The following is a 22,249-nucleotide window of genomic DNA, read 5'->3' as shown; positions in this document are numbered from 1 at the left end:
GGGAGGCGAATTCTACAGCGTTACAAGCTGCTGTCAACTACCTTTTTCACCGCTGCCGATCAGAAGATCGAAGCACCTCCAGTACTGCCTGAAACATCTAACTCGTTGATACTCAAGGAGTTTTCCGCTCTAACTACGCTGGAAGTGGGGCGCATTATAAGGGGATCTGAGAGGGCGTCAACCCTTAATTTCAATAAACCGCAATATTGTTGAAATTAGGGTCAGAATCGCGGCGCGGGCCTGCGCCTAAAGGTGCAGCAGGGTTAAACAGATAGCGGTGCTGCCGTTAGAGCTCTAAAAACAAAGCGGGGAGGCCTTTCGACCTCCCCGCTTCTACCCACCTCTATTAGAGGCTAGGGAAAGCGAACTGCGAGGCTTCATGACTCTTGCGCTGTGGCCAGCGCTGAGTGATCGCCTTGCGACGGGTATAGAAGCGCACGCCATCCGGGCCGTAGGCATGCAGGTCGCCGAATAGCGAACGCTTCCAACCACCGAAGCTGTGATAGGCCACCGGTACCGGCAGCGGCACGTTGACGCCAACCATGCCCACTTCGATTTCGTCGCAGAACAGCCGCGCAGCCTCACCATCACGGGTAAAGATGCAGGTGCCGTTGCCATACTCGTGATCATTGATCAGCTGCATGGCCTGCTCCAGGCTGTTGACGCGGACCACGCACAGCACCGGGCCGAAGATCTCTTCTTTATAGATGCGCATTTCAGGCGTGACGTTGTCGAACAGCGTCCCCCCTACAAAGTAGCCATCTTCATTCCCCGAAACCCGGTAGCCACGACCATCGACCACCAGCTTGGCACCGGCGGCAACGCCGTCATCTATATAGCCGACCACTTTGTCACGCGCAGCAGCGGTTACCAGTGGGCCCATGTCCAGACCACAAGAGGTGCCGGCACCGATCTTCAGCGCCTTGATCTGCGGCTCAAGCTTGGCGATCAGCGCATCAGCGGCCTGATCACCCACGCACACCGCCACAGAAATGGCCATGCAACGCTCGCCACAGGAACCGTACGCAGCGCCCATCAGTGCACTGACGGCGTTGTCCAGGTCGGCGTCTGGCATCACCACGGCGTGGTTCTTGGCGCCGCCCAAGGCCTGCACGCGCTTGCCGCGCTTGGTGCCTTCGGCATAGATGTACTCGGCAATCGGGGTCGAGCCGACGAAACTCAGGGCTTTCACCTCTGGTGCCTCGATCAGCGCATCGACCGCTTCCTTGTCGCCATGCACCACATTGAGGATGCCTTTAGGCAGGCCAGCCTCAAGCAACAGCTGGGCGATGTACAGGGTCGAGCTTGGATCGCGCTCCGATGGCTTGAGGATGAAGGCGTTACCGCAAGCGATCGCCAGCGGGTACATCCACAGCGGAACCATGGCCGGGAAGTTGAACGGGGTAATCCCGGCAACCACACCCAGCGGCTGGAAATCAGACCAGGCATCGATGTTCGGGCCGACGTTGCGGCTGTACTCGCCCTTGAGCACCTCTGGTGCCGCGCAGGCGAACTCGACGTTCTCAATACCGCGCTTGAGCTCACCCGCCGCGTCTTCGAGGGTCTTGCCGTGCTCTTCGCTGATCATCTGCGAGATCTTTTCCTCGTTCTGCTCAAGCAGTTGCTTGAAACGGAACATCACCTGGGCGCGCTTGGCCGGTGGCGTGTTACGCCAGGCCGGAAACGCCGCCTTGGCAGAATCGATGGCCTCTTGCACGGTAGCCCGGCTGGCCAACTCGACCTTGCGCACGGCCTGGCCGGTGGAAGGATTGAAGACATCGGCGGTGCGCTCGCCCTTGGTAACCAGCTCACCATTGATCAGGTGCTGAACGATGCTCATGCATAACTCCAGAAACAATAAGGATGAAACAGGCGCGTCTGCGCGCGCCTGCCGTCGAAGTCGAAAAGATCAGTCGATCTGGTTCAGGGTCTCGCCCACCGCGTCGAACAAGCGATCGAGCTCTTGCGGCTGGGTATTGAAGGTCGGCCCGAACTGCAGGGTGTCGCCGCCGTAGCGGACATAGAAGCCTTTCTGCCACAGCTTCATCGCCACTTCATATGGACGGACGATGGCATCGCCATCGCGTGCGGCGATCTGGATCGCACCGGCCAGGCCGTAGTTACGGATGTCGACGATATTCTTGGTGCCCTTGACGCCGTGCAGCAGCTTCTCGAAGTGCGGCGCCAGCTCGGCGGCCGATTGCACCAGGTTTTCCTTCTGCAACAGGTCCAGCGCGGCAATGCCGGCAGCGCATGCCACCGGGTGCGCGGAGTAGGTATAGCCATGGGGGAATTCCACGGCGTATTCCGGGGTCGGCTGGTTCATGAAGGTCTGGTAGATCTCGCTGGTCGCGATCACCGCGCCCATCGGAATCGCACCGTTGGTGACCTGCTTGGCGATGCACATCAAGTCCGGAGTCACACCAAACGCTTCAGCACCCGTCATCGCGCCCATGCGACCGAAACCGGTGATCACCTCGTCGAAGATCAGCAGGATGTTGTGCTGCGTGCAGATCTCGCGCAGCCGCTTCAGATAACCCTTCGGTGGCGGCAGTACGCCGGCCGAGCCTGCCAGCGGCTCGACGATCACGGCAGCGATGTTCGAGGCGTCATGCAGCTCGATCAGCTTGAGCATCTCGTCGGCCAGGGCAATACCGCCCTCCTCCGGCATGCCCTTGGAGTAGGCGTTGACCGGCAGCACGGTGTGCGGCAGGTGATCGACATCCAGCAACTGGCCGAACATCTTGCGGTTGCCATTGACGCCGCCTAGGCTGGTGCCGGCGATGTTCACCCCGTGATAGCCACGGGCACGGCCAATGATTTTGGTCTTGGTCGCCTGGCCCTTCAGGCGCCAGTAGGCACGCACCATCTTCAGCGCGGTGTCGGCACATTCGGAGCCCGAGTTGGTGAAGAACACATGGTTCAGATCACCCGGGGTCAGCTCGGTGATTTTTTCTGCCAGCTGGAACGACAGCGGGTGGCCGAACTGGAACGCCGGCGAGTAGTCCAGCACACCGACCTGGCGGGCGACTGCTTCGGTGATTTCCTTGCGGGTATGCCCGGCGCCGCAGGTCCACAGACCAGACAGGGCGTCGAAGATCTTGCGGCCCTTGTCGTCGACCAGGTAGCTGCCTTCGGCGGCCACGATCAACCGTGGGTCGCGCTGGAAGTTACGGTTGGCGGTGTACGGCATCCAGTGGGCGTCCAGCTTGAGCTGGCTGGCGATACCGGACGGCGCGGTTTCGGGCATGTTCATCGGCGGTTCCTCGGAAGACGATTAGGCAACGATGTGTGTTGTTGCAGCTAACTTGTCACGCGGATAAAGTCTAGAAAAGCCAACATTTCTAATCTTAAGTTAGCAGCGGACTAAACTAATGAGCCGACGCCCCGATCCCCTCGCCCAGGTCAGTGATTTCGACATCCGCCTGTTGAAGATCTACCGCAGCGTGGTCGAGTGCGGCGGTTTCTCGGCAGCAGAAAATGTCCTGGGCATCGGCCGTTCGGCGATCAGCCAGCAAATGAGCGACCTTGAGCAGCGCCTCGGCCTGCGCCTGTGCCAACGTGGTCGCGCCGGCTTCTCGCTGACCGAGGAAGGCCGCGATGTCTACCATTCGGCCCTGCAACTGCTCAGCGCCATCGAAACCTTCCGCACCGAGGTCAATGGCCTGCACCAGCATCTGCGCGGTGAGCTGAACATCGGCCTCACCGACAACCTGGTGACCCTGCCGCACATGCGCATCACCCATGCCTTGGCCGAACTCAAGGACCGCGGGCCGGACGTGCGTATCCAGATTCGCATGATCGCCCCAAGCCAGGTCGAACAAGGCGTGCTCGATGGCAGCCTGCATGTCGGCGTGGTGCCGCAGACCAGCCCTCTGTCGGGCCTGGAATACCAACCGCTGTATAGCGAGCGTTCGCTGCTGTACTGCGCGGTGGGCCACCCGCTGTTCTACGCCGATGACCAGAAGATCGACGACCAGCGCCTTAATAGTCAGGATGCCATCGCCCCAACCTTCCGCCTGCCGGCCGACATCCAGGCGCATTATCAGGCCCTGCACTGCACGGCGAGTGCCTCGGACCGCGAAGGCATGGCGTTTCTGATCCTGACCGGGCGTTTTATTGGCTACCTGCCGGACCACTACGCCAGCTTCTGGGTCCAGCAGGGGCGCCTGCGGGCACTCAAACCGTCCCAACGCCACTACGAGTTGAGCCTGAGTTGGGTAACGCGTAAAGGGCGCCGGCCAAATCTTGTATTGGAAAGTTTCCTGGAAAGCCTGGCGGCGACACGCTAATGCTTGTCACTTCGGCACAGGCAGGTAATCTGTCGGACATCCGTTTACTCCGACTGGCACGGAATCGTCCATGACCCTAGAAGTCCCTGCGCATCGCCTCTCCGCCTCGGGCAAGCCCGCTGGCCGCATTCGCCAGAAGAACGAACAGGCCATCATCCAGGCCGCCGAAGACGAGTTCGCCCGCCACGGCTTCAAGGGCACCAGCATGAACACCATCGCCTTGAAAGCCGGCTTGCCCAAGGCCAACCTGCATTATTACTTCACCAACAAGCTGGGCCTGTACATCGCGGTTTTGAGCAACATCATCGAATTGTGGGACAGCACCTTCAACGCCCTGAGCGTCGATGACGATCCAGGTCCGGCCTTGAGCCAGTACATCCGCACCAAGATGGAGTTCTCGCGCCGCAACCCTCAGGCCTCGCGAATCTTCGCGATGGAAGTGATCAGCGGCGGCGAATGCCTGAGCGAGTACTTCAGCGCCGACTACCGTGAGTGGTTCCGCGGCCGCGCCGCCGTGTTCCAAGCCTGGATCGACGCCGGCAAGATGGACCCAGTCGACCCGGTGCACCTGATCTTCCTGCTTTGGGGCAGTACCCAGCACTATGCCGACTTCTCCACGCAGATCTGCCAGGTTACCGGCCGAAGTCGCCTGACCAAGCAAGACATGGAAGATGCCAGCAACAACCTTATCCACATCATTCTCAAAGGCTGCGGCATTCACTCGCCTGCCTGACCCGGACTTATGCCTTCTACCCTGCTCGAGCTTTGCGAATTTCGTGAAGAGATCCGCAAGAGCCGTTTCATCACCCTCGCCGGCCCGATCAGCAGCGCCGCCGAGGCGATGAGCTTCATCGAACGCCACAGTGATCTGGCCGCGACTCATAACTGCTGGGCCTGGAAGCTGGGTGACCAGTACCGCAGCAGCGACGACGGCGAACCCGGCGGCACCGCTGGCCGGCCCATACTCGCGGCCATCGAAGCCCAGGACTGCGATCAGGTAGTGGTGTTGGTGATTCGTTGGTACGGCGGCATTCAACTGGGTACCGGCGGTCTGGCCCGAGCTTATGGCGGCGGGGCGAACAAATGCCTGCAGCAAGCGCCCAAACGCTTGTTGGTGCAGCGCAGTGAGTATCGCTGCAGCTGCAGCTTCAGCGAACTTGCGCTACTCAAGTTGCGCTTGGCCGAAGTCGACGGGCTGGTACTCGATGAGCAGTTCACCGCCAATGGCGTAGATTTGCAGCTGGCGGTGGGCGCAGCGCATCTTGATGCACTGCAACGCCAGCTGGCCGACCTCAGTCGTGGACGGATCCTGCTGCAACCCTACTGAAGGGTTTGCCCACAACTACTGTGGGCCTGCCTGTGGATAAGCTTGGGGCACTCTCGTGCAAGCCACGAATCACAAGGCGTTCGAGCCATTGAGCATATTTTGATCACATTTTCATGACGGTCATGCAAATGACCATATTTCAGTTAGTTATCCCCAACCAGCAGGGCTTTCAGCTCGTTAGGCCCCGCTAATTCACAGGCTTCGGCTTGCACACAAATACTGTGGAGGAGCCTGTGGATAACCCGTGAACCATCTGGCTTGGACCTGACGCCGTAAGCCTCGCGGCCAACTGTACATTTTTTAATCAGCCGTGCATCGGGAACAGCCACTGGGCAATGCACAGCAGCTACGCTGCGAATTCCGGTAACGGCCGCTAACACGCCCCCCTTTTTTGAAGGAGTATCGAAATGCCTGCAAACAAGACAGCCTTGATCATCGGCGCCTCGCGTGGCCTGGGCCTGGGTCTGGTGCAGCGCTTGCACGAAGATGGCTGGAACATCATCGCTACTGTGCGCGATGCGCAGAACCCCGGCGAGCTGGGCACTATTGCCGGGGTACAGATCGAAACCCTGGAAATGAACGACACCGAGCAGTTGGATGCGCTGCAACAGATCCTGCACGGCCAGGTGCTGGATCTGTTGTTCGTCAACGCCGGTGTGATGGGCCCGTTGCCGCAGGATCTGGAAGCGGTAAGCAGCCAGCAGATTGGCGATCTGTTCATGACCAATGCCGTGGCGCCGATCAGGGTCGCCCGGCGCCTGGCTGACCAGTTGCGCGAAGGCAGTGGCGTGCTGGCCTTCATGAGCTCGATCCTTGGCAGCGTGACCATTCCCGATGGCGGCGAGATCCCTTTGTACAAAGCCAGCAAGGCCGCGCTGAACTCGATGATCAACAGCTTCGTAGTCGAGCTGCAGCGCCCCGACCTCAGCGTGCTAGCCATGCACCCCGGTTGGGTGAAAACTGCCATGGGCGGCGAAAACGCCGAGATCGACGTGCTCACCAGCACCCGCGGCATGCTTGAGCAGATCAAGGCGCAGAGCGGTAATGGCGGACTGCGCTTCATCAACTACAAAGGCGAAGCCCTCATCTGGTGAATTGAAAGCCGGCGGGGGAGGCAGTAGACTCGATGCCTCGCCCCACGGCGAACCTGGATCAGCAGACAGGGCAAAACTGAGCTGGCTTACCTGAACCCACTTTCAGAGGAGCCGGCACCATGCCTGCGACCCGTACCTGGTTGAAATCCCCCCTTGCCATCTTCACTGCCAACGACGCCGATGCGCGCGGCGGAGTGGTCATCGAAGACGGCCGCATCACTCAACTTCTAGCCCTCGGCGAGAACCCCAGCACGCCCTGCGATCAGGTTTTCGATGCCCGCGAGCACGTCATCCTGCCCGGTCTAATCAACACCCATCACCACTTCTACCAGACCCTGACCCGCGCCTGGGCGCCGGTGGTCAACCAACCCCTATTCCCCTGGCTGAAGACCCTGTACCCAGTGTGGGCGCGGCTGACCCCGGCCAAGCTGGAGCTGGCCAGCCAGGTCGCCTTGGCCGAATTGCTGCTGTCGGGCTGCACCACTGCGGCTGATCACCATTACCTATTCCCTCAGGGCCTGGACAACGCCATCGACGTACAGGTCGAGGCAGTGCGCAAACTGGGCATGCGCGCCATGCTCACGCGCGGCTCGATGAGCCTGGGTGAGGACGACGGCGGCCTGCCACCGCAACAGACGGTGCAACAGGGCGAAGTGATCCTGGCCGACAGCCAACGTCTTATCCACAGCTACCATGAGCGCGGCGATGGCGCGCAGATCCAGATCGCCCTGGCGCCCTGCTCGCCGTTCTCGGTCACTCCAGAAATCATGCGCGCCAGCGCCGTACTTGCCGAAGAACTGGACGTGCGCTTGCATACCCACCTGGCCGAAACCCTCGACGAAGAGGACTTCTGCCTGCAACGTTTTGGCCTGCGTACTGTGGATTACCTCGACAGCGTCGGCTGGCTCGGCCCGCGTACCTGGCTGGCTCATGGCATTCATTTCAACCCCGATGAAATCGCCCGCCTGGGCGCCGCCGGTACTGGTATTTGCCATTGCCCAAGTTCCAACATGCGCCTGGCATCCGGCATCTGCCCGACTGTCGACCTGGAAACCGCCGGAGCCCCAGTCGGCCTGGGGGTAGATGGCTCGGCCTCGAACGATGCCTCGAACATGATCCTTGAAGCGCGCCAGGCCCTGTACCTGCAGCGCTTGCGCTATGGCGCCGAACAGATCACCCCAGAGCGTGCACTGGGCTGGGCCACGCGCGGCTCGGCACGCCTGCTCGGACGCAGCGATATTGGCCAGCTGGCGGTAGGCAAGCAAGCCGACCTGGCCTTGTTCAAGCTTGACGAACTGCGCTTCTCCGGCAGCCACGACCCACTGTCGGCGTTGCTGCTGTGCGGCGCCGACCGCGCTGATCGGGTCATGGTTGGCGGCAATTGGCGGGTGATCGATGGGCAAATCGAAGGCTTGGATGTGCAAGGCCTGATCGCCAATCACCGACAGGCAGCGGCGCAACTGATCGCCGGTTGATGCTACAGGGCCAGGCTGGGCGCATTGCCCGGCCTGGCCCTGTAGAATGACCGCCAACCGTTCCTGATTCGAGATTTGCATACATGTACGACTGGCTAAACGCCTTGCCCAAGGCGGAACTGCACATGCACCTGGAGGGCTCGCTGGAGCCTGAGCTGTTGTTCGCCCTGGCCGCACGCAACAAGATCGCCCTGCCGTGGGCAGATGTGGAAACCCTACGCAGCGCATACGCGTTCAACAACCTGCAGGAATTCCTCGACCTGTACTACCAGGGCGCTGATGTCCTGCGTACCGAGCAGGATTTCTACGACCTGACCTGGGCCTACCTGCAACGCTGCAAAGCGCAGAACGTTATCCACACCGAGCCGTTCTTCGACCCGCAGACCCACACTGATCGAGGCATCCCGTTCGAAGTGGTCTTGACCGGCATTCGCCAGGCCCTCAAGGATGGTCGTGAGCAACTGGGCATCAGCAGCGGCCTGATCCTGAGTTTCTTGCGCCACCTCAGTGAAGAAGAGGCACAAAAGACCCTCGACCAGGCGCTGCCGTTTCGCGATGCCTTTATTGCCGTTGGCCTGGACAGCTCGGAAAAGGGTCATCCGCCGAGCAAGTTCCAGCGCGTCTTCGACCGCGCCCGCAGCGAAGGCTTCGTGGCGGTCGCCCACGCTGGCGAAGAAGGCCCGCCCGAGTACATCTGGGAAGCCCTGGATCTGCTGAAGATCAAGCGCATCGACCATGGCGTACGTGCCATCGAGGACGAACGCCTGATGCAGCGCATCATCGATGAGCAGATCCCGCTGACCGTCTGCCCGCTGTCCAACACCAAGCTCTGCGTGTTCGACCACATGAGCCAACACAACATCCTCGACATGCTCGAGCGCGGCGTGAAAGTCACGGTCAACTCGGATGACCCGGCCTACTTTGGCGGCTATGTCACCGAAAACTTCCATGCACTTCACACCCACCTGGGCATGACCGAAGACCAAGCCCGCCGCCTGGCTCAGAACAGCCTGGATGCCCGGCTGCTCTGACTTGTCCGCGACAGCGCATTGCAGGCGGCCTAACCGACCTGCAATGTGGGCTGCAGCCGAGCGATACGGTTGATCTGCTGAATCCCCAATGCGGATATCTGCAGTGCCCTGGAACCTTCCTGTTCCTGTATCCAGCCCGATTGCAGGAACAACTTCAGCAGTGCCTGCCCTAGACTGCCGCCTAAATGAGGCCCTTGGTCACTCCATTCATTGCAGTGGCACACGGTACAACTGCCCTGCTGTCGCTGCGCCAACGCTTCGATGTAGACGCCAAGGGCCGCCAGTTGAACGCGCCCTTCCTGACTCACCCGCAGTTGCTGGTCGTATCCTTCCAGCCAGCCGCAAGCGATCAACCGCTCGAGCAACTCAGCGGCCAACTCCCCGCCCATATGATCTGAGCAACGTCTCGCCCGGCGCATCGACAGCGGTACCTGCAAGGGTTTGAACTGGCTGTTGCGCAACCGAAGATCATCCAGCCGCAGGCTGGCCAAGGCTTCAACCGCGGCCCCCACTTCCGGTGTGGCCAAGCGGAAAAATCGTTTGCGACCACGCGCCTCGTGCTTCAACAAGCCAGCCGAGGACAGCAAGGTAAGGTGCGCACAGGCTGATGAGGAGGTGACGCCGATCATCGATGCCAGTTCATCGGCAGGACGCGGCAAACCGTCGATCAGCGCCCACAACATGGCGCTGCGCTTGGGGTCGGCCATCAGGCCGGCTATCTGGCTGATACTACTCACTGCACTCATATCCCTGTAACTCCCTGGAAGATCACGTCTGATGGCGATGGCCAACCACGACAGCGCGGTTAACGCACCTGCCAAGGGCGCGCATCCAGAGGCTGTAGGCCAAATTTGGCGACGCTCACGCATGAGTAGCCAAGGCCCAGATGAGCCAAAGCAGTGCCGTTCCCTGGCGGGGAAGTATCTCTCGCTGCCGCTAGCGGCCGCAGCCAGTATAAGCCGCGCGTAGCCCTGCACATTTGCCTGCAATCGGCGGCCAATCGCCGAAAATGCGCTGGGTATAGCGCCCCTAACAGGCGCCGATCAGGACCATGACGGCTAGTCAGTGAGTGGGTTTGGCCAATACATCCATTAAATCAACGGTGTACCTGGATCACCCGGTGCTGATGTCAGAAAACTCTGAAGACTGTACTGACAAGGAACTTCCCCAATTACGGCGCATAAATGAGAAGCATCCCTTCGACCTCAGGGCTGCCCCAACTGGACATGCTCGATCGTAGAAGCTACGGCCACGACCGTCAGTCAGGACACCGCCTACGAGCCGTGGCGAGGCCGAGCAGCAGCGCTAAACTTGAGCCGCTCTCGATCTCTGGAGGTATGCCGCGATGAAGATTGTCGTCAGTGCGTCGAACCGTCAGCCCAATTGCCCCTGGCAAGTCCGGCTCGATCAGCATGTGGTGAGTTTTCGCAGTGAGGCTGAGGCGCGCGCGTTTGTCGCCACGCTGGAAACGCGCCTGCAGGCGCCCCACTCGTTTACACCCGATGTTTGGCCTGCAAGCGCCGAGTCAGCATCGCGACACTGACCACCAGCGCGCCGCACAGGCTGATTACCAGCGCCATCGGCACCGCGCTGCCATCGTGTAGCGCGCCGACCAACGCTGCCGCGCCTGCGGCCACGCTGAACTGCAGGCAGCCCATCAACGCCGAGGCACTGCCGGCACGCGCGCCCTGCCCACTCATGGCGCAGGCCGAAGCGTTGGGGATGATGCAGCCCAGGCTGGCGATACAAACGAACAATGGCACCAACAGCGGCCAAAGCTGAGCAGGACGCAACGCCGCAACGCCCAGCAACAGCAACCCCGCCGCCAGATACAGCCAGACCGCCCGTGCCAGCAAGAATGCCGGACCACGTTTGGCCAGCAGCCGCGCATTGACCTGTGCCATCAGGATGAAGCCGGCAGCGTTGGTGCCGAACAGCCATCCGTAATGCTCGGGCGGCACGCCATACAACTTGATGAATACGAAGGGCGAGCCGGCGATGTAGGCAAACATTCCGGCAATGGCGGTGCCACCGGTCAGTGCATGGCCGATGAAGACCCGATCCTGCAACAGACGCCAGTATTGGCGAAATGCGCCTGAGAGTGGCTGGCGTGGCATGTCCGCCGGAAAACTCTCCGGCAGCCCCAAGCTCACGGCCAACAGGCATGCGGCACTGAACAGGCTCAAAGCAAGGAAGATCGATTGCCAGCCGGCCAGGTTGACCAGTACCCCACCCAGCATCGGCGCAAGAATCGGCGCCAGGCCCATGACCAACATCAGTTGCGAGAACACCTTGGCCGAAGCGACCGCATCACATTTGTCGCTGACGATCGCCCGCGACAACACCATGCCGGCGCAGCCGCCCAAGGCCTGGACGAAGCGCGCGACGATCAAGGTATCCAGATTCGGTGCATAGGCGCAGGCCAACGAGGCCAAGGTAAAGAGGGTGACGCCAAACAACAGTGGCTTGCGCCGGCCAAAGCGATCAGCCACCGGGCCATAGGCCAGCTGTCCAATGGACAAGCCCAGGAAATAGGCCGCCAACGTGGTCTGGATATGTTGTTCGTCAGTCGCAAAAGCCTGCGCCATGGCCGGAAAGGCGGGCAGGTAGAAGTCAATCGCCAACGGCCCGAACGCACTGAGGGCGCCCAGGATCAGCACAAAACGCAGGTTCATCAGGAATCCATAGCTGGCTAAGCAAGCGCCTTAGTCTACCTGCACAGCACCTCACCAGCATGAAAACCTTTGTAACAATAACGGCCGTCCCTGGCCCTCTCAGGATTCAGGCAACTTCCGCCGGATAACCTTCATCGCGGATCGCCGCAAGAATCTGCTCAACCCCAACCTGGCTCTGCACACGCACCTGCTTGGCGGCCAAATCGACTTCTACCTTGGCCGCTGCATCCTGCCCCTGCACCGCCGCTGTCACTGCCTTTACGCAGTGGCCACAGGTCATGCCTTGCACATTGAATACTTGCATCGGGTGTGTCTCCTTATGGGTTTTGCGCAGTTTCAAGCTTGCCATCGGGACAAGGTCAAGTAGCCCGTGAATCAACCGGACTGGAAATCCGCGCGCAGCTCGGCCAAGCTGCGCCTTTGACGATTTTGCCAAGCAGGAGATTCACCATGATCAAGGCAGCATTGGGCCTTGTCGGACTAATGGGTGCACTGGCCGCCGTGCCCCAGGCCAGCGCCCAAGGCAACTCGGACTACAGCGTGCTGATCATTTCTCGAGAGCGCCTGGAAGTGGCCACCACCTGCGAGATCGGCGTCTACCTCAATGACCAACTGTCCGGGCGTCTGTTCCAAGAACAATCGACCTCGTTCAACCTGCCGCCAGGGCCTGTGGATATCCGCCTGCGACTGTTGCCGGGTCAGGCACCGGGCTGCGCGCCGGGGCTGGAAAATCAGCACAGCCAGCGCCTGACCCTGCACGCCGGGCAGATCAGCAAATACCGCATTGCCATGGACCACAGTGGCCTGCATTTGAACAAGGCCAGTTTGGACTATTGACCTTGACCTTGTGGCAAGGTTGATGCTGAGGGCCTGTCCAAGGAGGAGAGCCCATGTCTGCATCCACCATCTTCGACCTGCCGATCTCCGGCATGACCTGTGCCAGCTGCGCCGGCCGAGTCGAGCGCGCCCTGCGCAAGGTCACCGGCGCCGAGCAGGTCAGCGTCAACCTCGCCACTGAACAGGCCCGGGTCCAGGCCCCGGCCGATAGCCTCCCGGTGCTGGTCGACGCCGTGCGTCAGGCTGGCTACGGTGTGCCCACCCGCAGCGTCGAACTGCAGATCGGCGGCATGACCTGCGCCAGCTGCGCCGGCCGCGTCGAACGGGCCTTGGGTAAAGTGCCTGGGGTCGAACAGATCAGCGTCAACCTGGCCAGCGAACGCGCGCATATCGAAGTGCTCAAGGCAGTCGACGACAGTGTGCTGATCGGCGCAGTCGAGCAGGCCGGCTACAGCGCCGCGCTGCCCCAAGCCGCTCGGGATGACCAGGCCGACGCGCAGCGGCGTTTGCGCAAAGAACGCCTGGCAGTCGGCGCCGCCCTGATACTGGCGCTGCCGCTAGTGCTGCCGATGATCGTCCAGCCATTCGGCCTGCACTGGATGCTGCCGGCCTGGGCGCAGTTCCTGCTGGCCACCCCGGTGCAGTTCATCCTCGGCGCGCGCTTCTACGTGGCCGCCTGGAAAGCAGTGCGCGCCGGTGCCGGCAATATGGACCTGCTGGTCGCGCTGGGCACCAGTGCCGGTTATGGCCTGAGCCTGTATGAATGGGCCAGGGCCGAAGCGGGCGTCGAGCCACACCTGTATTTCGAAGCCTCGGCGGTGGTCATCGCCCTGGTATTGCTCGGCAAGTACCTCGAAAGCCGCGCCAAACGCCAGACCGCTAGCGCCATACGTGCACTTGAAGCGCTACGGCCGGATCGTGCGCTGCGGGTGGTCGATGGCCTTGAGGAAGACGTGGCCATCAGCCAATTGCGCCTGGACGACCTGGTCCTGGTCAAGCCGGGTGAACGCTTCCCAGTCGATGGCGAAGTGCTCGAAGGCAGCAGCCACGCCGACGAAGCGTTGATCAGCGGCGAAAGCCTGCCCGTGCCCAAGCAGCCCGGCGACCACGTCACCGGCGGCGCCATCAACGGCGAAGGCCGGCTGTTGGTGCGGACCCTGGCCCTGGGCACGGAAACCGTACTGGCGCGCATCATTCGCCTGGTCGAAGATGCCCAGGCGGCCAAGGCGCCGATCCAGAAGCTGGTCGATCGGGTCAGCCAGGTGTTCGTCCCGGCAGTACTGGTGATCGCCCTGTTCACCCTGCTCGGCTGGTGGTGGGCGGGCGCACCGATCGAAACCGCGTTGATCAACGCCGTCGCCGTGCTGGTCATTGCCTGCCCTTGCGCACTCGGCTTGGCCACTCCGGCAGCGATCATGGCCGGCACCGGTGTCGCGGCCCGGCACGGCATCCTGATCAAGGACGCCGAGGCGCTGGAGCGCGCCCACGCCGTCAACCGGGTGGTGTTCGACAAGACTGGCACACTCACCTCCGGCAGCCCGCGGATCGTCCATAGCCAGGCTGGCGTGGGTGACAACGCCGACTTGCTGCGCCTGGCCGGCGCCCTGCAGCGCGGCAGCGAGCATCCGCTGGCCAAGGCGGTGCTGGATGCCTGCAGCGAGCAGGGCCTGATGGTGCCGCAAGTCAGCGACAGCCAGTCGCTGACCGGGCGCGGGATCGCCGGTCACGTGGAACATCGCCAACTGGCGCTGGGTAACCGCCGCCTGCTCGATGAAAGCGGGCTGCACGCGGGCGACCTGGCCAGCAAGGCGCAGGCCTGGGAGGCCGAAGGCCGCACCCTGTCGTGGCTCATCGAACAGGCCCCTAAACCCCAGGTGCTCGGGCTGTTCGCCTTCGGCGACAGCCTCAAGCCCGGCGCCGAATACGCCATTCGCGCCTTGCATGGCAAAGGTATCAGCAGCCACTTGCTGACCGGCGACAACCGCGGCAGCGCCAAGGTGGTCGCCGAGGCACTGGGCATCGATGATGTGCACGCTGAAGTGCTGCCAGCCGATAAAGCCGCCACGGTCGGCCAGCTCAAACGCGACGGCGTGGTCGCGATGGTCGGCGATGGCATCAACGACGCCCCGGCCCTGGCCGCCGCCGATATCGGCATCGCCATGGGCGGTGGCACCGATGTGGCCATGCAGGCGGCGGGCATCACCCTGATGCGCGGCGATCCACGGCTGGTGCCGGCGGCGCTGGAAATCAGCCGCAAGACCTACGCGAAAATCCGTCAGAATCTGTTCTGGGCCTTCATCTACAACCTGATCGGCATTCCGCTGGCCGCCTTTGGTCTGCTCAATCCGGTACTGGCCGGCGCGGCCATGGCGCTGTCGAGTGTCAGCGTAGTGAGTAATGCCCTGTGGCTGAAGACCTGGAAACCTAGCGACGACCAGCAGGAGGCGCCATGAACATCGGCCAGGCAGCCCGCCGCAGTGGGCTGAGTACCAAGATGATTCGCTACTACGAGTCGATTGGCTTGCTCAAGCCGGCTCAGCGCAGCGACAGCGGCTATCGACTGTACCAGCAAGAAGATTTGCACAGCCTGGCCTTCATCAAACGCTCCCGCGACCTGGGGTTCTCGCTCGATGAGGTGGCGAAACTGCTCACCCTGTGGCAGGACCGGCAACGCGCCAGCGCCGACGTCAAGGCGCTGGCCACCGAGCATATCCAGGCCCTGAACCAGCGGATCGAAGAGTTGGTGAGCCTGCGCGATACCTTGAGCGAGCTGGTCGCCCACTGCCAGGGCGACGACCGGCCGGACTGTCCGATCCTCAAGGATCTGGCCAATGGCAAAAGCTGTTGCCACTGACGTGTATAGGGGTCGCTTCGCGGCCCCAACACCGCACCGCCTGATTTTGGTATGCCATATTAGCCCCGACACGACCGAATAGTCACCAAACCCGCCCTCGCCCAATAAATACGGGCTTTTTTTCTACAACAATCCCGAATCCTGCCGATGCCCTAGTACCTGCCTCATGCATCGACAAGAAAAATTCCGGGAGCGTGGATGAACATCAAGCAAAAACTGACCTGGGCCTTTGCCGTTATCGCCGGCTTGCCCATCGTCCTCGTGGCCACCCTGGTGGTCCTCAACCTGCGCGGTGAAGCCCGCGACGATTTTCTCGACAACAGCAGCCGAGAGATTCGTCAGGTCAGCAACGCGATGAACATCTTCTTCCAGGGCATCACCCAAAACGTCGAGTATCTCGCCGCGCAGCCGTTGATCGCCGAGGCAGACGGCAACGTGAAAAAACACCTCGCCGCCGACGCCGCACAAATTGCCCCCAATGACCAGGACAAGACGCTGTTCGACTTCTTCAGCCGCCTGGCCAAGAGTCACCCCGACTACGCCTATGTCTCCTATGGCCTGGCAGACGGCGGCTACGCCTTCTGGCCTGGCGATCCGAAAATGGCCAACTACGACCCACGCACCCGCCCGTGGTACCAGACAGCCATGGCCAACCCCGGCAAGACCCTGCGCACCGCGCCCTACTACTGGGCCGGCGATGATGCCGTGCTGGTCAGCACCGTACGCGCGGTGGCCAACCAGTTGGGTAACCCAGGCGGTGTGGTCAACATCGACGTGTCGCTCAAAGGCCTGACCGAAATCGTCAAACAGATCAAGCTAGGCGAAAGCGGCTACCTGATCCTGATGGAAAACAGCGGCAACGTGATGGTCGACCCGCGTGACGCCAGCCACAATTTCAAGCAGCTGGCGAGCTTTGGCGATGGCTATGTCGACTTGGCCAAGGCAGGCAAAGGCCTGGTTGAAGTAACGCTCAACGGTGAGCGCTACATGGCCAACGTCTACCCTGACGAGCAACTGGGCTGGACCTTCATCGGCCTGATCCAGCAAGACGAAGTGATGCAAACCACCACCCGCCTGACCTGGCTGATCGGCATCATCGCCCTGGTGCTGGCCGCGGTGTTCGCCATCGTCGGCGCTGCATTCGCCAAACTCATCGTGCGCCCGATCAACAGCGTCACCAGCGGCCTGGAAGACATCGCCCAGGGCGAAGGCGACCTGACCCGCAGCCTGGAAATCCGCGGCCGTGATGAAACCGCGCAACTGGCCAGCTGGTTCAACCAGTTCCTCGGCGCCATCCGCAGCCTGATCCAGCATATCGGCTCGGCCGCCGGCAAGATCCTCAGCACCTCGAGCCGCTCGACCCAGGTGTCGGCCGACATGTCCGAAGCCGCCGGACGTCAGCGCGAAGCCGTGGATATGGTCTCGACCGCTTTCCACGAAATGGTCGCCACCGCCAACGAAGTGGCCCGCTCATGCAGCCAGGCCGCACAATCGGCCGACAGCGGCCAGCAGCAAGCCCGTGAAGGCCAGCAGCAGATCGACGCCGCAGTGCAAAGCGTCGACCGTCTGAGCCAGGAAATCGAGCAATCGGCGCAGTCGATCCAGCAACTGGAACGCGACAGCAATGCCATCCAGTCGATCCTCGGCACCATCCGTTCGATCGCCGAGCAGACCAACCTGCTCGCCCTCAACGCGGCCATCGAAGCCGCCCGCGCCGGCGAGCAAGGCCGTGGTTTTGCCGTGGTCGCCGATGAAGTCCGGGCCCTGGCCAAGCGCACTGCCGACTCCACCGCCGAGATCGACGGCCTGCTCGGCAACCTGGCCAGCCGCACCGCTGAAGTCGCCCAGCAGATGCACGCCAGCCTGGATGTCTCACAGCAGTCGGTCAGCCGCATTGGCCTGGCCCGCGACAGCTTCGGCCAGATCCGCGAATCGGTGGACATCATCCGCGACATGAACACCCAAATCGCCACTGCCGCCGAAGAGCAACACCAGGTCGCCGAAGACATCAACCGCCATATCAGCCAGATCCACGGGGATGCGCAGCTGGTAGCAGAGCTTGCCCATGCGGCGCGCCAGGACTCGGAAAGCCTGGCCGGCCTGTCCAATGAGCTCGATACCCTGGTGCGGCGTTTCCGCACCTAAACGCTACAGCCGCAGCTCTCCGGGCGTGAAACCGAAGAGCTGCTTGAATGCGGCGATATAGGCTGAGGTCGAGTCGTAACCACAGCCCAGCGCCGCTTCAGTGACGCTCTCGCCCGACTGCAGCAGGGCCAGCGACGACAGCAGGCGCATGCGTTGGCGCCAGCTGCGAAAACTCAGGCCCGTTTCACGTTGGAACAGGCGCATCAGGGTCTTTTCCGAGCAACCCAGTTCGAGCGCCCATTGTTGCAGGGTCTGCGGCAGGTCGGGCGCGGCAATCAGCCCGTTGCACAGCTTTAACAGCCCGGGATGACGCGGCAGCGGCAAGGAAAACCCCACCTCCGGCAGCGCTTGCAACTGGTCAAGCAGCACGGCCACCAAACGCGCCTCGGCGCTGTCGCCTTCCGGGTATTCCACCGGCAACAGGCAAAACTGCTTGATCAGCTCACGCGCCAGCGGGGTTACCTCAAGCACTCGGCAATGATCTGGCGCCCATGGGCAAGCGTCGCGCCGCACGTACAGGCTGCGCATTTCCGCCTGCATCGAGCTGGCGACGTCATGCTCGGTATCAGCAGGGATCCATACGCCCCACTGCGGCGGCGCGAAATAACTGCCGTCGCTGGTGTAAATACCGAGCACGCCGCTGATCGCGTAGGAAAACTGCACCCAGTCGTGGCGATGGCGGGTCGTCCAGGAGCCTGCGCCGAGGCTTTCGGCGCGGGCATAGACTGGCCTGGGTAACTGCTCCAGATTCGGAATGGGACGGGGCGCTGAAAGTTGTCCGATGCTCGGCATGACCTAATCTTGTAGTTGTGATCAGACAAGCGTATCAGGTTTGCCAGGGTGTCAGTCCCGGCCTCATCGCGGGGCAAGCCGGCGCCTCTCAGCGCTCCACGATCGCCGTAACCCCCTGCCCACCCGCCGCACAAATCGAAATCAGCCCGCGCCCCTTGCCCGCGCTAGCCAACAGCTTGGCCATATTGGCCAATACCCGCCCGCCAGTAGCGGCAAACGGATGCCCGGCGGCCAACGAGCTGCCCTTCACATTGAGTTTGCTGCGATCGATCGAGCCCAGCGGCGCAGCCAGCCCCAACCGCGTGCGGCAGAACGCTTCATCTTCCCAAGCCTTGAGGGTACACAGCACCTGCGCGGCAAATGCCTCATGAATTTCGTAGTAGTCAAAGTCCTGCAGGCTCAGGCCATTGCGCGCCAGCAGGCGTGGCACCGCATACGCCGGGGCCATCAGCAGCCCCTCTTGGCCTTTGACGAAATCCACGGCTGCGGTCTCGCCATCGACCAGATAGGCCAGCACCGACAACCCCTGCTGCTCGGCCCACTGCTCGCTACCGAGCAACACCAGCGAAGCGCCATCGGTCAGCGGCGTCGAGTTGCCTGGCGTCAGGGTGCCCAGACCGCTGCGATCGAACGACGGCTTGAGCTTGGCCAACTGTTCCAGCGTGAGATCCGTGCGCAGGTTGTTATCCCGGCTCAGGCCCGAGTAGGGGGTGAGCAGGTCATCGTGCCAGCCCTCGGCAAAGGACGCGGCCAGGTTCTGATGGCTGAGCAAAGCCAACTCATCCTGCGCCGCCCGCTCGATCTGCCAAGTCTGCGCCATACGCTCGCAATGCTCGCCCATCGACAGCCCGGTACGCGGCTCGCCGTTGCGCGGCAGTTCAGGTTTCAGGTGACCGGGTCGCAACTTTAAAAACGGTTTCAGCCGCTCGCCCAGGCTCTTGCCGCGATTGGCCTGCAACAAGATACGCCGCAAGCCTTCGTTAACCCCGATTGGCGCATCGGAGGTGGTGTCCACGCCGCCTGCGATGCCGCTGTCGATCTGCCCCAGGGCGATCTTGTTAGCCACCAGCAAGGCGGCCTCCAGACCGGTGCCACACGCCTGCTGGATGTCATAGGCAGGGGTTTGCGCGGACAAGCGCGAACCCAGCACGCACTCGCGAGTCAGGTTCATGTCCCGCGAGGCTTTGAGCACAGCGCCTGCGACCACTTCGCCCAAACGCAGGCCATGCAGGCGGTAGCGCTCGATCAGGCCTTCGAGGGCGGCAGTCAGCATCGCCTGGTTACTGGCGTTGGCATAGGCGCCGTTGGAACGGGCGAAGGGAATTCGGTTGCCACCCAGGATCGCGACCCGGCGAGGTGAACGCATGTGTAGGTTCCTCCTGAAACAATTTGATCCGTACAGCCTAGGTCTTTTTAAAGCATTCGAACGACCGTTACATAAACTTGGTCCACACTTGCATGCTTGCCTTCAGGGAGACCCGCACATGAGTGATCGCTATCTCGGCTTTGCCAACTCCAACCTCGGTCGCCGCCTGGTCGACGCTCTGGGCCTGCCGCACCCGGCACCGCTGGAGCGCTGGCAGGCAGGCCGGCTGCGCCCGGTAGAAGGCGCCCTGGTGCTGGGCGGCGGGCCTTTGGCGAACCAGCTCGAAGCCATTGCCCCGCGCCTGACCGATGAGCTCTACAGCTTTGCCGGCAACGACTTGCAAGCACCGGCCTGGGTCGCAGGGCTTGGACCGAAGCTCAAGGCGGTGGTGTTCGATGCCAGTCACTTGTCCGACAGCGACCAGCTCAGCCAGTTGCGAGAATTTTTCCAGCCGCTGCTGCGCAGCCTGGCCCCCTGCGCCCACGTGGTGATTCTTGGTCGCGCACCCGAGCGCATCGATGACCCGCTGGCCAGCGTCGCCCAACGCGCGTTGGAAGGTTTCAGCCGCTCATTGGGCAAAGAGCTGCGCAATGGAGCCACCGCGCAGCTGCTGTATGTCAGCCCGCAGGCTGAGGATCAACTCGAAGGCGCCCTGCGTTTCTTCCTTTCGCCTAAAAGCGCGTTTGTTTCCGGCCAGGTGCTGCGCTTGGAAGCCTGCGCCAGCCAGGTTCAGGACTGGACCCGGCCGCTGGCGGGACGGCGGGCGCTGGTGACCGGTGCCGCTCGCGGCATCGGCGCCTCTATAGCCGAAACCCTGGCCCGAGATGGCGCCGATGTGGTGCTGCTCGACGTTCCCCAGGCGCAGAAGGACCTTGATGGCCTCGCCGCCCGCTTGGGTGGCCGAGCACTGGCGCTGGATATCTGCGCCAATGATGCCGCTGCACAACTGATCGAAGCCCTGCCCGACGGCATCGACATCGTTGTGCACAACGCCGGCATCACCCGCGACAAAACCCTGGCCAACATGACCCCCGAGTACTGGGACGCAGTCATGGCAGTCAACCTCAAGGCGCCGCAGGTTCTGACTCAGGCACTGTTTGACGCCGGCACTCTGGGCGAGCAGGCACGGATCACCCTGCTGGCTTCGGTCAGCGGCATCGCCGGCAATCGCGGCCAGGCCAACTATGCGGCGAGCAAGGCCGGCCTGATCGGCTTCGCCCAGGCGTGGGCACCAAAGCTGGCTGAACGCGGCGCCAGCATCAACGCCGTGGCCCCAGGTTTTATCGAGACGCACATGACCGCCGCCATGCCCATGGGCTTGCGCGAGGCTGGCAGGCGCCTGAGCTCGCTGGGCCAGGGAGGTCGCCCCCAGGATGTCGCCGAGGCGATCGCCTGGCTGAGCCAACCTGGCTCCGGTGCCGTCAATGGCCAGGTCCTGCGGGTGTGTGGCCAGGCCTTGATGGGAGCCTGACCATGACACGCCAATGGCACGACCTGCACAGCCCCGACTCAAGCGCCAGCCTCTACCTGCGCGCCGCCAGCAAGCGCAAGATCAGCGGCGCCAGCCTCCCCGCGCAAGGCCTGCGCTGCTTCCTGCGCGTCAATCCCGAGCATGTGGCGGCGTATCGACGGCTTTGTCATTTCGCTGACGACGGCCGCCTGCCCGGCACTTATCCCCATGTCATGGCATTCACCCTGCAACTGCAGTTGCTCACCGGCCGTGACTTCCCCTTCCCGCTCCTCGGCCTGGTTCACCTGCACAACAGCATTCAGGTCTTGCGGCCGCTGGGCGGCATCGATGGGCTGCGCTTTGCGGTATATGCCGACAACCTGCAAGCGCATGCCAAAGGCGGCACCTTCGACCTGATCACCGAAGCTGAAGACGGCCTCGGCCTGATCTGGCGCGAGACCAGCCGCATGCTGGTGCGAGGCTTGAAGCTGGACGGCGGGGCCAACGAAGAGGTCGAGGTCGAGCCCGGCAACTTGGCCGAAGCCACCCGCTGGTACGCCGACAGCGATATTGGCCGGCGCTACGCCAAGGTCTGTGGCGACTACAACCCGATTCACCTCAGCGCTCCCAGCGCACGGCTGTTTGGTTTTCCCAAGGCGATTGCCCATGGCATGTGGAGCAAGGCCATGAGCCTGGCCGCCTTGGGTGGGCATCTGCCGCGTGCAGGGTTTGAGTTCGCCGTCGATTTCCGCAAACCAGTGCGCTTACCGTCGGAAGTGATCCTCAGCGCGAGCCCTGCCGGGCCCGAAGGTGAGCTGCGCCTGGACGGGCATGGCGAGTTGCTGCACATGGTCGGCCACTGGCGTTCGCTCTGAGCGTTACCGCACATGTAGTTCACTTGCTTTACGCCG

21 protein-coding genes and 1 pseudogene are annotated in these 22,249 nt (G+C 62.4%); 15 read left to right on the top strand and 7 right to left on the bottom strand.

Annotated features, from left to right (window positions below):
• Positions 1-213: hypothetical protein (locus AAZU54_RS19135; RefSeq protein ID WP_434727516.1), on the top strand; the 213-nt coding region annotated here is incomplete at its 5' end.
• A gap of 133 nt (positions 214-346) precedes the next feature.
• On the opposite strand, the gene AAZU54_RS19130 is transcribed toward AAZU54_RS19135, so the two are convergent.
• Together AAZU54_RS19130 and AAZU54_RS19125 are read right to left on the bottom strand one after the other, a co-directional pair.
• A complete protein-coding gene (locus tag AAZU54_RS19130; RefSeq protein WP_186555485.1) occupies positions 347-1,840 on the bottom strand; it encodes a CoA-acylating methylmalonate-semialdehyde dehydrogenase in 1,494 nt (497 codons plus the stop codon).
• Between the two features lie 69 nt (positions 1,841-1,909).
• Positions 1,910-3,256: an aspartate aminotransferase family protein gene (locus tag AAZU54_RS19125; protein ID WP_186555486.1), complete on the bottom strand. Its 1,347-nt coding sequence runs from the start codon at positions 3,254-3,256 to the stop codon at positions 1,910-1,912.
• A 118-nt stretch (positions 3,257-3,374) separates the two neighbouring features.
• Here AAZU54_RS19125 and AAZU54_RS19120 point away from each other — a divergent pair, with 118 nt between their 5' ends.
• The 6 genes from AAZU54_RS19120 (at position 3,375) to AAZU54_RS19095 (ending at position 9,219) form a co-directional block, all read left to right on the top strand.
• Entirely contained in the window at positions 3,375-4,292 is a 918-nt protein-coding gene (locus AAZU54_RS19120; protein WP_186555487.1) for a LysR family transcriptional regulator, read from the top strand.
• 70 nt (positions 4,293-4,362) lie between these two features.
• Positions 4,363-5,025, top strand: a complete 663-nt coding sequence (locus tag AAZU54_RS19115) for a TetR/AcrR family transcriptional regulator (protein WP_186555488.1) — start codon at positions 4,363-4,365, stop codon at positions 5,023-5,025.
• 9 nt (positions 5,026-5,034) lie between these two features.
• A complete protein-coding gene (locus AAZU54_RS19110; protein WP_186555489.1) occupies positions 5,035-5,619 on the top strand; it encodes an IMPACT family protein in 585 nt (194 codons plus the stop codon).
• Positions 5,620-6,026: 407 nt separating this feature from the next.
• Complete coding sequence (locus tag AAZU54_RS19105) at positions 6,027-6,713, top strand: SDR family oxidoreductase (RefSeq protein ID WP_405130264.1); 687 nt, start codon at positions 6,027-6,029, stop codon at positions 6,711-6,713.
• Positions 6,714-6,832: 119 nt separating this feature from the next.
• Positions 6,833-8,188, top strand: a complete 1,356-nt coding sequence (locus tag AAZU54_RS19100) for an 8-oxoguanine deaminase (protein WP_434727515.1) — start codon at positions 6,833-6,835, stop codon at positions 8,186-8,188.
• Positions 8,189-8,271: 83 nt separating this feature from the next.
• Positions 8,272-9,219 carry an adenosine deaminase gene (locus AAZU54_RS19095; protein ID WP_392463054.1) on the top strand — a complete coding sequence of 316 codons (948 nt, stop codon included), beginning with the start codon at positions 8,272-8,274 and terminating at the stop codon, positions 9,217-9,219.
• A 29-nt stretch (positions 9,220-9,248) separates the two neighbouring features.
• Here the strand turns inward: AAZU54_RS19095 and AAZU54_RS19090 are convergent, their stop codons facing one another.
• Positions 9,249-9,965, bottom strand: a complete 717-nt coding sequence (locus tag AAZU54_RS19090) for an ArsR/SmtB family transcription factor (RefSeq protein WP_186555649.1) — start codon at positions 9,963-9,965, stop codon at positions 9,249-9,251.
• A gap of 599 nt (positions 9,966-10,564) precedes the next feature.
• Here AAZU54_RS19090 and AAZU54_RS19085 point away from each other — a divergent pair.
• Positions 10,565-10,762 carry a hypothetical protein gene (locus AAZU54_RS19085; RefSeq protein ID WP_225915757.1) on the top strand — a complete coding sequence of 66 codons (198 nt, stop codon included), beginning with the start codon at positions 10,565-10,567 and terminating at the stop codon, positions 10,760-10,762.
• On the opposite strand, the gene AAZU54_RS19080 is transcribed toward AAZU54_RS19085, so the two are convergent.
• Positions 10,713-11,894: a multidrug effflux MFS transporter gene (locus tag AAZU54_RS19080; RefSeq protein ID WP_186555493.1), complete on the bottom strand. Its 1,182-nt coding sequence runs from the start codon at positions 11,892-11,894 to the stop codon at positions 10,713-10,715. The genes AAZU54_RS19085 and AAZU54_RS19080 overlap by 50 nt on opposite strands.
• Before the next feature lie 106 nt (positions 11,895-12,000).
• Entirely contained in the window at positions 12,001-12,198 is a 198-nt protein-coding gene (locus AAZU54_RS19075; RefSeq protein ID WP_392463057.1) for a heavy-metal-associated domain-containing protein, read from the bottom strand.
• Positions 12,199-12,344: 146 nt separating this feature from the next.
• Here AAZU54_RS19075 and AAZU54_RS19070 point away from each other — a divergent pair, with 146 nt between their 5' ends.
• From AAZU54_RS19070 to AAZU54_RS19050, 5 genes and pseudogenes are all read left to right on the top strand, one after another.
• On the top strand, positions 12,345-12,731 hold the full coding sequence (locus AAZU54_RS19070) for a hypothetical protein (RefSeq protein ID WP_186555495.1): 387 nt from the start codon (positions 12,345-12,347) through the stop codon (positions 12,729-12,731).
• Between the two features lie 53 nt (positions 12,732-12,784).
• Entirely contained in the window at positions 12,785-15,184 is a 2,400-nt protein-coding gene (locus AAZU54_RS19065; RefSeq protein WP_405130263.1) for a heavy metal translocating P-type ATPase, read from the top strand.
• Positions 15,181-15,585 carry a Cu(I)-responsive transcriptional regulator gene (cueR, locus tag AAZU54_RS19060; protein WP_186555497.1) on the top strand — a complete coding sequence of 135 codons (405 nt, stop codon included), beginning with the start codon at positions 15,181-15,183 and terminating at the stop codon, positions 15,583-15,585. Before AAZU54_RS19065 ends, cueR begins: the two co-directional genes overlap by 4 nt.
• A 198-nt stretch (positions 15,586-15,783) precedes the next feature.
• Positions 15,784-16,872, top strand: a pseudogene (locus AAZU54_RS19055) (HAMP domain-containing protein); the annotation flags it as partial.
• 90 nt (positions 16,873-16,962) lie between these two features.
• Positions 16,963-17,730: a methyl-accepting chemotaxis protein gene (locus tag AAZU54_RS19050; RefSeq protein WP_372353319.1), complete on the top strand. Its 768-nt coding sequence runs from the start codon at positions 16,963-16,965 to the stop codon at positions 17,728-17,730.
• A 3-nt stretch (positions 17,731-17,733) separates the two neighbouring features.
• On the opposite strand, the gene AAZU54_RS19045 is transcribed toward AAZU54_RS19050, so the two are convergent.
• Together AAZU54_RS19045 and AAZU54_RS19040 are read right to left on the bottom strand one after the other, a co-directional pair.
• Positions 17,734-18,522, bottom strand: a complete 789-nt coding sequence (locus tag AAZU54_RS19045) for an AraC family transcriptional regulator (RefSeq protein WP_186555499.1) — start codon at positions 18,520-18,522, stop codon at positions 17,734-17,736.
• 88 nt (positions 18,523-18,610) lie between these two features.
• Positions 18,611-19,888 (bottom strand): acetyl-CoA C-acetyltransferase, encoded by a 1,278-nt coding sequence (locus AAZU54_RS19040; protein WP_186555500.1) that lies wholly within the window; start codon positions 19,886-19,888, stop codon positions 18,611-18,613.
• 118 nt (positions 19,889-20,006) lie between these two features.
• On the opposite strand from AAZU54_RS19040, the gene AAZU54_RS19035 reads away from it, so the two are divergent.
• Complete coding sequence (locus AAZU54_RS19035) at positions 20,007-21,359, top strand: 3-oxoacyl-ACP reductase (RefSeq protein WP_434727514.1); 1,353 nt, start codon at positions 20,007-20,009, stop codon at positions 21,357-21,359.
• Between the two features lie 2 nt (positions 21,360-21,361).
• The gene (locus tag AAZU54_RS19030) at positions 21,362-22,213 is read left to right on the top strand and encodes a MaoC family dehydratase (RefSeq protein WP_312156067.1); all 852 of its coding nucleotides are present in this window, start codon (positions 21,362-21,364) and stop codon (positions 22,211-22,213) included.
• Positions 22,214-22,249 lie beyond the last annotated feature (36 nt).

It is taken from the genome of Pseudomonas sp. Je.1.5.c (genome assembly GCF_051129895.1).
Classification (GTDB): domain Bacteria; phylum Pseudomonadota; class Gammaproteobacteria; order Pseudomonadales; family Pseudomonadaceae; genus Aquipseudomonas; species Aquipseudomonas urmiensis.
This window is presented reverse-complemented; position numbering and strand designations above follow the sequence as displayed.